The sequence below is a fragment of the Streptomyces sp. NPDC045026 genome (assembly GCF_056432625.1).
The window spans coordinates 431,407-444,838 of the sequence record NZ_JBWKIS010000002.1 but is presented as its reverse complement, the minus strand read 5'-3'; the positions used below and the strand labels follow the sequence as shown (position 1 = coordinate 444,838).

The 13,432-nt window shown below is 70.0% G+C and carries 12 protein-coding genes; 8 read left to right on the top strand and 4 right to left on the bottom strand.

Translation table 11 applies throughout. The features are described 5' to 3' along the window. Positions 1–270 precede the first annotated feature (270 nt). The gene (locus AC07EJ_RS05830; RefSeq protein ID WP_478883847.1) at positions 271–2,442 is read left to right on the top strand and encodes a family 20 glycosylhydrolase; all 2,172 of its coding nucleotides are present in this window, start codon (positions 271–273) and stop codon (positions 2,440–2,442) included. Between the two features lie 27 nt (positions 2,443–2,469). Here the strand turns inward: AC07EJ_RS05830 and AC07EJ_RS05825 are convergent, their stop codons facing one another. Next, positions 2,470–3,960 (bottom strand): NsdA family TPR-like regulatory protein, encoded by a 1,491-nt coding sequence (locus tag AC07EJ_RS05825; protein ID WP_389475717.1) that lies wholly within the window; start codon positions 3,958–3,960, stop codon positions 2,470–2,472. A gap of 210 nt (positions 3,961–4,170) precedes the next feature. On the opposite strand from AC07EJ_RS05825, the gene lipB reads away from it, so the two are divergent. The 4 genes from lipB (at position 4,171) to AC07EJ_RS05805 (ending at position 7,269) form a co-directional block, all read left to right on the top strand. Further along, on the top strand, positions 4,171–5,001 hold the full coding sequence (lipB, locus tag AC07EJ_RS05820) for a lipoyl(octanoyl) transferase LipB (protein WP_478883846.1): 831 nt from the start codon (positions 4,171–4,173) through the stop codon (positions 4,999–5,001). 106 nt (positions 5,002–5,107) lie between these two features. After that, positions 5,108–6,073 (top strand): lipoyl synthase, encoded by a 966-nt coding sequence (locus tag AC07EJ_RS05815; RefSeq protein ID WP_116502481.1) that lies wholly within the window; start codon positions 5,108–5,110, stop codon positions 6,071–6,073. Positions 6,074–6,333: 260 nt separating this feature from the next. Beyond that, the gene (locus AC07EJ_RS05810; protein ID WP_362899887.1) at positions 6,334–6,537 is read left to right on the top strand and encodes an SCO2195 family GlnR-regulated protein; all 204 of its coding nucleotides are present in this window, start codon (positions 6,334–6,336) and stop codon (positions 6,535–6,537) included. A 30-nt stretch (positions 6,538–6,567) separates the two neighbouring features. Next, complete coding sequence (locus AC07EJ_RS05805; RefSeq protein ID WP_362899885.1) at positions 6,568–7,269, top strand: DUF4191 domain-containing protein; 702 nt, start codon at positions 6,568–6,570, stop codon at positions 7,267–7,269. A gap of 107 nt (positions 7,270–7,376) precedes the next feature. Here the strand turns inward: AC07EJ_RS05805 and AC07EJ_RS05800 are convergent, their stop codons facing one another. Further along, a complete protein-coding gene (locus AC07EJ_RS05800) occupies positions 7,377–7,847 on the bottom strand; it encodes an RDD family protein (protein WP_389475723.1) in 471 nt (156 codons plus the stop codon). Positions 7,848–8,036: 189 nt separating this feature from the next. On the opposite strand from AC07EJ_RS05800, the gene glnA reads away from it, so the two are divergent. The 3 genes from glnA (at position 8,037) to AC07EJ_RS05785 (ending at position 11,432) form a co-directional block, all read left to right on the top strand. Beyond that, positions 8,037–9,446 (top strand): type I glutamate--ammonia ligase, encoded by a 1,410-nt coding sequence (glnA, locus tag AC07EJ_RS05795; RefSeq protein ID WP_389475725.1) that lies wholly within the window; start codon positions 8,037–8,039, stop codon positions 9,444–9,446. Positions 9,447–10,466: 1,020 nt separating this feature from the next. Further along, positions 10,467–10,772 (top strand): CAP domain-containing protein, encoded by a 306-nt coding sequence (locus AC07EJ_RS05790; RefSeq protein WP_389476325.1) that lies wholly within the window; start codon positions 10,467–10,469, stop codon positions 10,770–10,772. 111 nt (positions 10,773–10,883) lie between these two features. Beyond that, positions 10,884–11,432 carry a DUF1269 domain-containing protein gene (locus AC07EJ_RS05785; protein ID WP_389475727.1) on the top strand — a complete coding sequence of 183 codons (549 nt, stop codon included), beginning with the start codon at positions 10,884–10,886 and terminating at the stop codon, positions 11,430–11,432. Positions 11,433–11,493: 61 nt separating this feature from the next. Here AC07EJ_RS05785 and AC07EJ_RS05780 read toward each other — a convergent pair whose 3' ends face one another. After that, entirely contained in the window at positions 11,494–12,834 is a 1,341-nt protein-coding gene (locus AC07EJ_RS05780; protein ID WP_389475729.1) for a DUF2252 domain-containing protein, read from the bottom strand. A gap of 37 nt (positions 12,835–12,871) precedes the next feature. After that, positions 12,872–13,354, bottom strand: coding sequence for a hypothetical protein (locus AC07EJ_RS05775; RefSeq protein WP_389475731.1), 483 nt, complete (start codon positions 13,352–13,354; stop codon positions 12,872–12,874). Positions 13,355–13,432: the final 78 nt, after the last annotated feature.

The following is a 13,432-nucleotide window of genomic DNA, read 5'->3' as shown; positions in this document are numbered from 1 at the left end:
CCGTACGGGCCAAGCACAGTCCAGCAACAGGAAGTCCACAGCCACTCTCACCACACATCCGACCTCTACAGGTCCCCCTCACGCGCCCGTCTCCGTGGCACATTCCGGAGGCGGGCGCTCTCATTGCCCCCACCCGCACTCTTGCCTCCCCAGCAACTCCCCTCTACGGTCCCCAAGTCCGCACCCCCGTCCCTGGAGGCCGCAGTGCGAAGAACGGCGTCAGCCCTGCTGTTCGTCCTAGCCCTCGTCACCGGATTCATCGGATCTGTAGTGCCGTCATCCGCAACCCAGCCGGAGGAGCGGTCCCCCCAACCGCTCACCGGGCAGCCCTCCGTGGTCCCCCGCCCCACCGACTGGACGTCCCTCGGCGGCACGGTGGCGATCACCCCCCGCACCCGCGTCCTGGTCGACCCGCGCGCCCGCACCGAGACCGCCCTGCCGACCGGCCGCGCCGAGTTCCCCGGTCCGGCCCGCCAGAGCGTGCAGCAGCTCGCCGCCCAGCTGCGCACAGAGCTCGGGCAGGTCTCAGGCGTCTCGCCGCGCATCGCGGGCGACGTGGCCCACGCCGGACCCGGCGACATCGTCCTCGGCCTCGCCGACGACCGTGAACTCGGCGCGGAGGGCTACCGGTTCGACAGTTCGAACGGCGCCGTCCGCATCCGGGCCGCCTCCACGCACGGCCTCTTCTACGGCACCCGTACGCTCCTCCAGCTCCTGCGCTCCACCGACGACGAGCACCGCACACTCCCCCGGGCCCGCGCCACCGACGTCCCCACGCAGGCGATCCGCATGGTCCACCTCGACGCGGGCCGCAAGTACTGGAAGATCCCGTACCTGGAGAACCTGATCCGCAGGATGGGCGACCAGAAGCTGAACACGCTCATGCTGCACCTCTCCGAGTCGGAGGGCTTCCGCCTCTACAGCCCGAAGTTCCCGGGTCTCGCGGACCCCGCGCACAGCTACAGCCGCGCCGACATCGAGCACCTCAAGTCCTTCGCGGCGCGTCACCACGTACAGCTGATGCCGGGCCTGGAGATCCCCGGCCACGCGACGGTGATCAGCGACGCGTTCGGCATCGGCTTCGGGTCCGGTACGAACCCCTGCACGGCCGCGCACACGCACTCCCACCTCACACCCGACTGGATCATCGACATGACCAGCGAGAAGGCGGTGGCGAAGACGAAGCAGATCGTCGACGAGTTCGCCGGCTGGTTCGACGCGCCGCTGTTCTCGATCGGCGCGGAAGAGGTCCCCGGGCAGCTGGCCGACTGTCCTCGCGTCAAGGACTACCTGGCGTCCGCGCCCGACGTGTCGACGCTCGGCGACCTGCTCAACCGCTACATCAACACCCTTGACGACGTGGTGACCTCACACGGCAGGCGCACCGCCGTGTACAACGGCTCCGAGCACCTGGCCGCGCCCCAGCAGACCGTCCACGGCCCGGTCGTCTTCCTCACCTGGGAGGGCACCGGCGCGGAGCCGGAGATCCCGGGACACGACGAGATCGCCATCGGCCCGTTCTACGTGACGCCGAACAACTACCACCACCTGTACCCGGACGAGCCCTGGATGTACGACACCTGGACCCCCAGCACCTCCCCCGACATGCTCGGCTCCGGCCTCACCAACTGGGCCGACTACAACTTCTGGTCGGACGACGCGTACTTCGAGCAGCAGATGGCCGGGGCGCGGGCGATCCTCGCCGACCGGGCCTGGAACGGGTCCGCGACCCCGGACGCCCTCGCCGACTTCCGGGCCCGCGCGGCCCGCATCGGCGACCCGCCCGGCATCACGCCCACGCCCGTGAAGCCGCGGGTGGACGACGGCCGGCCGAGCCACCACTGGACCTTCGACCCGGCCGCGTACCCGAAGGGCTGGACGTACGCGGGCAGCCCCGGCAACACGATCTTCGCCGAGGACACGGCGGGTGACCTGCCGGGCACGTCGTACATCATCAACAACCCGGCGCCGGTGGCCGACGGCGTGCGCGGACAGGCGTGGCGCTTCGACTCGGACCGGGACGGTGTCGGCTTCGGCGGCATGGACGTCGCCGAGCCGTGGACGGTGTCGGTGCAGGTCCGCCCCACGGCCCGCACCGCTGACCAGGTCCTGCTCAGCTCGAAGGCGGGCGCGCTCAAGCTCATGCAGTACGGCACGGGCAAGGTCGGCTTCACCCGGTACGGCTCGGCCGACCTCAGCTTCGACTACACGCTGCCGCTCGACCGCTGGACCCGGCTGACCTGGGTGGCGACCTTGGGCCACACCACGCTCTACGCCGACGGGAAGCGGGTCGGCACGGTCGACGCGTCGATCCCCCTGCCGATGCGCTCGATCGGCACCGAGAAGGCGAGCCTGCGTGGCGACCTCGACGAACTCACCACCTGGGACGAGCCGTTGACGGCCACCCGGATCGCCGCCCTGTCCGGCAACGACACCCAGTAGTACGGGCCGGACCCCGCCCCCGTGCCGTCAGTGGCTGAGGGCGGCGATGCGGTCCCGGTATCCGCGTACCGGGGCCGCGTCGCGATAGGGCTCCAAGCGCCGCTCGAACTCCCGCACGTACTCGTGCGCCCGCACGGAGCGCATCTCGGAGGCGGCCTGCGCGGCTTCGGCGCCGAGGGTGCACGCCTGGTCCAGCTCGCCGAGCCCGAGCCGCGCGGAGGCGAGCACCACCCGGCAGAACAGCCGGCTGCGCGCGAACCCGGGCGCCCGCAGCTGGAGCGAACGCTCCGCGTGCTGGGCGGCCGCGCGGTACTGCTGGAGATCCCGGTGGCAGTGCCCGAACTCGTCGGCCAGCTGCGCCTCGTCGAAGAACCGCGCCCAGTGCGGCACGTCGTCCCCGGTCCGCACCCCCTCCAGGGTCCGCTCGGCCCGCACCAGCGACGCCGTGCACGCGCGCACCTCGCCGAGCACGCCCTGCCCGCGCGCCTCGGCCGCGTGCAGGAGCGCCTGCACGGCGGGCGGCGCCGAGGACCCCACGCCCTGCTGGGCGACCCGCGCCAGCTGGACGGCCTCGCGCCCGTGCCCGAGATAGACGGCCTGACGGCTCATCGTGACCAGGACGTACGCCCCGTACGTCCGGTCCCCGGCCGCCTGCGAGAGCCGCAGCGCCTGCACGAAGTACCGCTGCGCGAGCCCGTGCGCGGCGATGTCGTACGAGGTCCAGCCGGCGAGCCGGGTCAGATCGGAGACGGCCGCGAAGAGCCGCCGGCCGACCTGCTCCCCGTAGGTGCCCCGCAGCATCGGCTCGGCCTCGTGCTCCAGGTAGCGCACCAGTGCCTGGCGGGCGTGGCCGCCGCCGTAGGCCTGGTCGAGGGAGCGGAAGAGTTCGCCGACGGAGCGCAGGGCCGCGATGTCGCCCGCGGTGACCCGCTGGCCGGGCCCGCGCTCGGCCTGGCCGCGCTGCCGGGGCAACGGGGGCGCCCCCTGTTCGAGCCCGGCCTGGAGTTTGGCCGAGGGGCGCCCCTGGGCGGGGATCCGTACGCCGCCAGGACCGCCGTGGTCCCCGTGGGCGACCCGGTCGTCGGCCCGCCCGATCAGCCAGTCCCGGCTGGGCACGACGAGCCCCGCCGGGGTGAACGCGATCTTGCGGAGCTCGGCATGGCTCCCCGAGTCCTTGCGCCACAGGCCGCTGACGATGTCGACGGCCTCCTCGGGCGAGGCCGCGAACTCCAGGCCCGCATAGACCGGGGAGCAGGCGTCGAGCCCCAGGTCCTGGGCGGAGAGCCGGCGTCCCAGGCGCCGGGTGAACACCTCGGCGATCAGAGCGGGCGTGGTGCCGCGGGGCTGCTGGCCGCGCAGCCAGCGCGTCACGGATGTCTTGTCGTAGCGCAGGTCGAGACCGTGCTCCAGGCCGAGCTGATCGACTCGGCGGGCCAGTCCGGCGTTGGAGAACCCTGCCTCCGCGATGAGCGCGGCTAGCTGGCGGTTGGGCGTGCGCTGCGGAGGTCGTTCCGTCATCAGCTGTGCGGTCTCCTGCCTTCCGGGCCTTTGGTGCAGCCCACATGGAACGGCGCGAATGTAACGGCCATCACGGGCCCCATCCCGGCGTTCGACATCCCTTCATCCGATCGTGTGACGATTGCCCGGAGAACTGACGAGAAGAGTCGGCCCGTACAGTGGCTGGGGGCGCGATATGTGCACGCTGAAGGTTCTAGGGAGGCACTGACCGTGAATGAGTTGCGGTTCGTCCGCTTGGGTTTCGGAGCGGACTCGGTCGACTACCAGGAGGCCTGGGACGAGCAGCGCCGTGTGCACGCCGCCCGTTTCGCCGACGAGGTCCCCGACACCTGCCTGCTCCTCGAACACCCGCCGGTCTACACCGCGGGCCGCCGCACCGCGCCCGAGGAGCGCCCGCTGGACGGCACCCCCGTCGTGGACGTGGACCGGGGCGGCAAGATCACCTGGCACGGTCCCGGCCAGCTCGTCGGCTACCCGATCCAGAAGCTGCCGCGCCCCGTGGACGTCGTCGCACACCTGCGCCGTCTGGAAGACGCGATGATCGCGGTGTGCGCCGAGTTCGGCGTGGAGACCTCCCGCGTCGAGGGCCGGGCGGGCGTGTGGGTGCTCGGAGACGCCAAGGATGCGGCCGATGAGCGCTCGAAGCTCGGCGGCCTGGCGCTGGACTTCGACCCCCGGATGAACGACTCCGAGTTCGACCCCCGCCTCAACGGCCCCGAGTACGCGCCTTCGAACGCGGGCCAGCGCCGCGAGGACCGCAAGATCTGCGCCATGGGCATCCGCGTCGCCAAGGGCGTCACGATGCACGGCTTCGCGCTGAACGTGAACCCGGACACCTCGAACTTCGACAAGATCATCCCGTGCGGCATCCGTGACGCGGGCGTCACCTCGCTCTCGTACGAGCTGGGCCGCGAGGTCACGATCGACGAGGTGCTGCCGGTCGTGGAGCGCCACCTGCGCGACGTCCTGGAGAACGCGGCCCTCGCGCCGCGCGTCATCGAGCAGGCGCCCGAGAGGGAGCCCGACAAGGCCACGGCTTGAACGGGAATGCACCCCGAAGGCCAGAGGTTGGCCACACGTAAGGCCCATGAAGACCACGGGCGTACCCTGAGGTACGCCGAAGAATCAAAGCTGTAGGGAGCCGGTCGTGTCCGCAGTCGCACCCGACGGACGCAAGATGCTGCGCCTGGAGGTCCGCAACAGCCAGACCCCCATCGAGCGCAAGCCCGAGTGGATCAAGACCCGGGCGAAAATGGGTCCCGAGTACACGAAGATGCAGAGCCTCGTGAAGAGCGAGGGCCTGCACACGGTCTGCCAGGAGGCGGGCTGTCCGAACATCTACGAGTGCTGGGAAGACCGCGAGGCCACCTTCCTCATCGGCGGCGACCAGTGCACGCGGCGCTGTGACTTCTGCCAGATCGACACGGGCAAGCCCGAGGCGCTCGACCGTGACGAGCCGCGCCGCGTCGGTGAGTCCGTCGTCACGATGGACCTGAACTACGCCACGATCACCGGCGTCGCGCGCGACGACCTGGAGGACGGCGGCGCCTGGCTGTACGCGGAGACCGTGCGCCAGATCCACGCGATGACGGCTGAGCGCGCCGAGGGCTACACCAAGGTCGAACTGCTCATCCCCGACTTCAACGCGGACCCGGACCAGCTGGCCGAGGTCTTCTCGTCCCGCCCCGAGGTTCTCGGGCACAACGTCGAGACGGTGCCGCGCATCTTCAAGCGGATCCGTCCCGGCTTCCGGTACGAGCGCTCCCTCGAGGTCATCACGAAGGCCCGCGAGGCCGGCCTGGTCACCAAGTCCAACCTGATCCTGGGCATGGGCGAGGAGCGCGCCGAGGTCAGCGAGGCGCTGCGCCAGCTGCACGAGGCCGGCACCGAGCTCATCACCATCACCCAGTACCTGCGCCCGACGCCGCGGCACCACCCCGTCGAGCGCTGGGTGAAGCCGGCCGAGTTCGTGGAGCTGAAGGAGGAGGCCGAACAGATCGGCTTCTCCGGCGTCATGTCGGGCCCGCTGGTCCGCTCCTCGTACCGCGCCGGACGCCTCTACCAGATGGCCGTCGAGAAGCGCGGCTCGTACGTGGCCTCGCAGGCGGTCTGATCCGGTCCCACCCGCGCGGCCCGCCAGCCGTGTGAAATCACGCACAAGCAGCTACCGGCCGGTAATGGCCGAGACAACGCGGCCCTGACAGTCCCCGCAGATGGGGGGCACCGTCAGGGCCGCGTCATCGTTCGGCCCTGACGCATCAAGGCTTCATAGGCGTTTGACCCTTCGGTCACGCACTGGTAACACCAAACAGTGACGCTGTACTCACGCCACGTACACCCGTAGTCAGAGCCGCTCCCGAGGGGGACCTCCCAATGCAGGCCGCGCCCGTTCGCGCCACCGCCATCCCGACCTTCACCGACGCCCTGCGCGCGGTCGAGTCGCTGCTCATGAGCAGCGGACAGCGCACCGCACGCCGCAACGCCTGGACCTCCGTGCTCGACGACCGCCGCCGTGCCAAGGACCGGGTCGAGGCGCAGCGGGTGCTCGAGGAGGCTGTGGCGGCCCGCACGTCGTAGCCACTTGCCCGGACACGTAGACTTCAAGGCATGGCGAGGAAGGAAACCGCAGCGGACGCTGCGAACCCCGGGCGACTCAAGCAGATCGCTCTGACCTTTAAGATGACCCGCAAGGCCGATCCGATGATCGCTCTTGTACTCGCGGCTGTGGGAATCGTCACCTTTGGTGTGTTCCTCGCGATCGGTTTCTTGATCGGTCACCCGGTATATCTCGGAATTCTCGGCTTCCTGCTCGCCTTCCTCGCGATGGCGATCGTCTTCGGACGCCGTGCCGAGCGAGCAGCCTTCGGGCAGATGGAGGGTCAGCCCGGCGCGGCTGCCGCGGTACTCGACAACATCGGCCGTGGCTGGACCACGACCCCGGCCGTGGCGATGAACCGCAGCCAGGACGTCGTCCACCGGGCGGTCGGCAAGGCCGGCATCGTCCTGGTGGCCGAAGGCAACCCGAACCGGGTGAAGACGCTCCTCGCGGCGGAGAAGCGGAAGATGGCCCGCATCGTCTCCGACGTCCCGGTCCACGACATCCTCGTCGGCAACGGCGAGGGCCAGGTGCCGCTCAAGAAGCTCCGCACGACGATGCTCAAGCTCCCCCGCGTGCTGGCCGGCCCGCAGGTCACGACGACCAACGACCGCCTCAGGGCGATGGGTGACCTGATGAGCAACATGCCGCTCCCCAAGGGCCCGATGCCCAAGGGCATGCGGATGCCGCGCGGTGGCGGCAAGGGACGCTGACCCTGCCGGCTGATCCTTCTACTACGACGATGAGGCCCCGGAACCGATCGGTTCCGGGGCCTCATCGTCGTCAGGGCGTGCTCGGCGTCCCGGTGGGGGCCGGTGTGTCAGGTGCGGACCTGGACCGCGCGGGCCAGGCGGTCGTGCAGGCCGCGGCCGTCACGGTCCCAGATCAGGGCGGGGACGGCGACGCACAGGAGCACCGTGCGGACCAGGACGCGGCCGAGGCCGAGGCGGCCGGAGCCGTCCTGCGCGACGACGCGCAGCCCCATGATCCGCTTGCCCGGCGTGAACCCGACCGTGCCGACGGTGAGCAGGCCGAGGGCGAAGAAGATCCCGAGGGCCCAGTTCCCCGTCGCCTGGTTGTAGCCGTGCGTGAGGAGCCCGTATGCGATCAGCATGCACAGGGCCCAGTCGATGACGAGGGCGACCATGCGCCTGCCGGGGCGGGCGATGGAGCCCGGCCCCTGCTCGGGCAGCCCGAGCTGCTCACCGCGGTAACCGAACTCGACACCCGCGTCCTCCGCGGCCGCCCGCGGCCCGGAGAGCCACGATCCCATTACTTGCCTGTTGTCCACCCGTCCACGGTACTGCGCTCGGCCACACGGCCCGCCCCGGCCCCCGGCCCGGTTAACTTCGGCGAAACAAATGGGTCATGCTTGAGAAATCCCCCGTCCCTATGGTCAGGTCCCAGCGTGTGCCACCGCACTGGCCGCACCACCGAGCTGCAACCCCGCCCCTCCCCGGGTGGGAGTAGGAGGAGTTGGATGTTCCAGAACGCCGATGACGCCAAGAAGTTCATCGCGGACGAGGACGTCAAGTTCGTCGACGTCCGGTTCTGCGACCTGCCGGGTGTGATGCAGCACTTCACGGTGCCGGCCGCGGCGTTCGACCCCACCGAGGAGCTGGCCTTCGACGGATCCTCGATCCGGGGCTTCCAGGCCATCCACGAGTCCGACATGGCGCTCCGCGCCGACCTGTCCACCGCGCGCGTCGACCCCTTCCGCCGCGACAAGACGGTCAACATCAACTTCTTCATCCACGACCCGATCACGGGCGAGCAGTACTCCCGTGACCCGCGCAACGTCGCGAAGAAGGCCGAGGCGTACCTCGCCTCGACCGGCATCGCCGACACCGCGTACTTCGGCCCCGAGGCCGAGTTCTACGTCTTCGACTCGGTCCGCTTCGAGACGTCGGCGAACGAGAGCTTCTACCACATCGACTCCGAGGCCGGCGCCTGGAACACCGGTTCGGAAGAGAACAACCGCGGCTACAAGGTCCGCTACAAGGGCGGTTACTTCCCGACCCCGCCGGTCGACCACTTCGCCGACCTGCGCGCCGAGATCTCCCTCGAGCTGGACAAGAACGGCCTCCAGGTCGAGCGCCAGCACCACGAGGTCGGCACCGCCGGCCAGGCGGAGATCAACTACAAGTTCAACACGCTGCTCGCCGCGGCCGACGACCTGATGCTCTTCAAGTACATCGTGAAGAACGTCGCGTGGCGCAACAACAAGACCGCGACCTTCATGCCGAAGCCGATCTTCGGTGACAACGGCTCGGGCATGCACGTCCACCAGTCCCTGTGGGCGAACGGCGACCCGCTGTTCTACGACGAGCAGGGCTACGCGGGCCTCTCGGACATGGCGCGCTACTACATCGGCGGCATCCTGAAGCACGCCCCGTCGCTGCTCGCCTTCACCAACCCCACGGTGAACTCGTACCACCGCCTGGTCCCGGGCTTCGAGGCGCCGGTCAACATGGTCTACTCGCAGCGCAACCGCTCCGCCGCGATGCGCATCCCGATCACGGGCTCGAACCCGAAGGCCAAGCGCGTCGAGTTCCGCGCGCCGGACCCGTCCTCGAACCCGTACCTCGCCTTCTCGGCCCTCCTGATGGCCGGCCTCGACGGCGTGAAGAACAAGATCGAGCCGGCCGAGCCGATCGACAAGGACCTCTACGAGCTGGCTCCCGAGGAGCACGCGAACGTCCAGCAGGTCCCGACCTCCCTGCCGGCCGTCCTGGACGCCCTGGAAGCCGACCACGAGTACCTCCTGGCCGGCGGTGTCTTCACCCCCGACCTGATCGAGACGTGGATCGACTACAAGCGCACGAACGAGATCGCCCCGATCCAGCTCCGCCCGCACCCGCACGAGTTCGAGCTCTACTTCGACCTCTAAGAACGCCACGGGTCAGAGCGGATTCCGCTCGCCTGGGACATATGTGGGCCGTCGGCCGTGTTCTTCCACTCCTGGAAGGCACGGCCGACGGCCTTTTCCGTGGGTGCTGATCAGGCTCCGACGGGAGCCTCTCCGTCGTCGCCGTCGGCCTCATGCGTGACATCAGCCACACAGACTTCTGGCTCTCAGGTAGTCGAATAGTAGATCGAGGCTTGACGGCATAGTGCGCTTTATCCGACTTGGTGCAGACATTCTCCGAGCCGGATCCAGCACTGTTCGGCCCTCTCTGCGCTTTCGCCCGTTCGGCTGGCGAGCAACGGCTTCTGACGGGCCAACAGGTTTCTTCGCCGCCCCCGGCGACCGGACCAGCACGCGTGCGCGCTCGTTTCAAGCGCCGTCCATGACTACGAGCCGAGGTAGTACCGACGCTTGTTGCCGCGCCCCGACACCAGTTCCAAGAATGTCGGCCGCAAGGCGTCTCCGCGGCCCTGGTGCAGGAACTGGGCAGAGCCGGACCCCCTGGGGGCGCTCCGCGATCACCGAACGAGGTCACGCATGAGTAAGCACCGCAGGAAGTCGTACCGCCGGCCGATAGCCATCGCTGTCATCGCCGTAGGAGCCGTGGGTGTGCCCTCCGCCGCCATAGCCTGCATGGGGACTCAGGGTGATGCGGGCGGTCGCCCCTCCGGCCACCGGGAGAACGCGAGCTCCCACCAGCGGTGGACGGGATCGTCGTGGGGTCATAAGCCGACTGCGGGAGCGTCGAAGAGCCCCACTGAGACCCCCAGCGCACGGCGGACCACCGCGACTCCCAGCGCACGGCAGACCACCACGACTCCCAGCGCACCGCGGACCACCGCAACTCCCCGCGCACCGCGGACCACCGCGACCCCCAGCGCACCGCGGACCACCGCGACTCCCAGCGCACCTGCCACGACCGCACCGGCATCCGGGGACGCAGCTCGCGTACTGGCGCTCGTCAACAGCGAGCGCAGCAAGGCCGGATGCTCTCCGTTGACGATGAACGCGAAGCTGACCAAGGCCGCTCAGGACCACAGCAAGGACATGGCATCCCACGGGAACATGTCCCACACGGGCTCCGACGGGTCGGCGCCCGGCGACCGGATCACGCGTGCCGGTTACAGCTGGAGCTCCTACGGCGAGAACGTCGCCTACGGCTACTCCACACCCGAGAAGGTCATGGACGCCTGGATGTCCAGCCCGGGCCACAAGCGCAACATCCTCGACTGCTCGTTCAAGGAGATCGGCATCGGCCTCGCGCAGCCCAACAGCTACTGGACCCAGGACTTCGGCACGGCCCGATAGGACGCTGCAGGGACCGTCGCCTCCTTCGGGAGGGGCGGGGCTTCGTTCTGCGCACGGCCACAAACACTCATAAACTCGGGCGAAGTTGGACAGACTTCCGAGGAGTGCTGTATGAGCAATCTGTTCGTCGTCGCCTATGAAGACCTCGCCACGGCCAATCAGGTGCGCGAGAAAATGCTCGATCTGGCCAAGCAGCACCTCGTCGAGCTCGAGGACATCGTGGTCGTCGAGCGGCGCGAGGACGGGAAGATCAAGCTGCATCAGGCCGTGAACTACACGGCGACGGGTGCGGCCGGCGGGGCCTTGTGGGGCGGTGTCATCGGGCTGCTCTTCCTCGTGCCGCTGCTCGGCGCGGCCGTCGGTGCCGCGGCCGGGGCCGCCGGTGGTGCCGCGACCGACACCGGCATCAACGACGACTTCATGAAGGAGCTGAGCCAGAACCTTCGGCCCGGTGCCGCCGCGCTGTTCGTCCTGGTGAAGCAGGCCTCCCCGGACAAGGTCATCCCCCAGATCGCGTCGTTCGGCGGTCAGCTCGTCCAGACCTCGCTGAGCAACGAGGAGGAGGAGCAGTTGCGGGCGGCTCTGAAGGCGGCCAAGGGTGAGGCGGCGGCACAGGAGGCCTCGAACGGGGCCTCGAAGGGGGGCTCGAACGGGGCCTGACGTATCCGTACGGTCCTGTTGGTGCGGCCGCCCCCGTCCGGGGGCGGCCGCACCGGCGTTCTCAGACGCCCGAAGCGATCGTGATCAGGCCCTCCGCCGCCGCCCTGCGCAGGGCGGTGTGGTCGATGGCGTTCTGGTCGGCGTAGCGCAGCGCGAAGTCGGCGACAGCGCGGTCGAAGATGTCGGCGCGGCCGAGGTAGCCGGCGATGGCGATGCGGTCGCCCGAGCGGGCGTGGGCGCGGGCCAGGGCGGTGCCGCACAGTTCGGCGTAGGCGCGCAGTTCGTCCGGGCAGAGGCCCGCGACGTCGGCGGAGCCCTTCATGTCGCGCAGCTGCCGCCAGTAGAAGGCGCGGCCCTGGGGGCCGGTCATCCAGCCGAGGAAGATGTCACCGGAGGCCTGGAGCAGGCGCTGGCCCGCGACGACTCGGTGGCCCGGATGCACGTACGGGCCGTGCGGCTGGTACTCCTCGATGACGGACCGGGTGGCCTCCTTGATCTGGAGGAACAGCGGGTCGTCGGCGTCGCGACCTTCGAGCAGCACGACGAAGCAGCGGGTGCCGACGCTGCCGACGCCGACGACTTTGCGGGCGGCCTCGACGAAGCGGTAGCGGTCGAGGAGACGGCGGCGTTCCTCGGCGAGGGTGGAGCGGTAGTCGCCGAACAGCTTGCGCACCGTGGCCGTGTCGGGGGTGCTCGCCGGTTCGAGGAGCGGCGGGTCCTGGATGATGCGGCGGCGCCCGTCGACGACCTCGGTGAGTTTGCCGAGCGCGTGGAGGCTGGTGCGGCGGGTGGCGTGGGCGAGGGTCGCCTGGACTCGGCGTCGGCTGCGGCCGGAGCGGATGAGGGGCAGCAGCTGGTGCGCGTCGATGTGCTCGTACCAGACGGCGAGTTCACCCATCCCCGCGAGCCGGCGTATCGCCGTGCGGTACGCGGCTGCGGCGGCGCGGGCCGATCTGAGGGCCTGGGCGTCGGTGTGCCCGTTGTCGCGGGCGGCGACGGCCACGCTCGCGGCCAGCCGTTTCACGTCCCATTCGAAGGGGCCCGGACTGGTCTCGTCGAAGTCGTTGACGTCGAAGAGCAGGGACCGTTCCGCGGACGCGAACAGGCCGAAGTTCAACAGGTGGGCGTCTCCGCAGAGTTGGACCGTGAGGCCGGTGGCGCGCTGCGTGGCAAGGTCGCCGGTCATGACGGCGGCGGCGCCGCGCAGGAACGCGAACGGTGAGGCCGCCATCCGTCCGTACCGGATGGGCAGCAGTTCCGCGACGCGGTCGGCCGCCTGCCGTTCCAGTACGACGACGGGGTCGGTGCGGTCGGCGGCGGGGATCCACGCGCCGTGCGAGGAGCGTGACGCGCGCTTGCGGGCCGCCTTGCCCAGGGCGGCACGGGCGTGGGGGGTGGTCACGCGGCACCGTCCGCGTGGCGGGCGGGGGCGGTCACGGCTAGTGCCGCAGCGCTCTGCCGACGTCCGCTTTCACGTCGCCGGTGAGGGTGCGGTTGCTGCGGGCCGTCGCCTTCTTGGACTTGCCCTTGTCGACGTCGTCGATCGTCACGACGACCGCGTCGAGGAGGTTGCCGCCGCTGTCGCGGAAGTTGACCTGTACCGCGTACGAGGCTTGGGAGCCGGAGCTGTTGGTGGCGGTGACGGGGGCCGTGGTCCGGTCGCCGTCCTTCGCCACGTCGCCGAGGCCGATGTCGCCCTTGGCGTTCACGCCTCCCTTGACGCGGTCCAGTTCCTCCTGGGCCTTGGCCGTGGCCGAGGCGACGACGTCACCGGCCCGGGACCCGACGGACGACGCGGCGGACGCGGCTTTGGACACCGCGTCGGAGGGGCTGGTGTCGCTGCCCGAGCACCCGGCCGCCGCCAGCAGCACCGCCGCCACCAGCAGCCCGGCCCCCGCGCCCCGTATGCCACGTCCCGACATCACGCCTCCCGCTGCTCGTTCCGCTCCCCGTCAGCTCAGTCAAGGCGGCCGGGGACCGGGCGGCATGCCGGATACGGC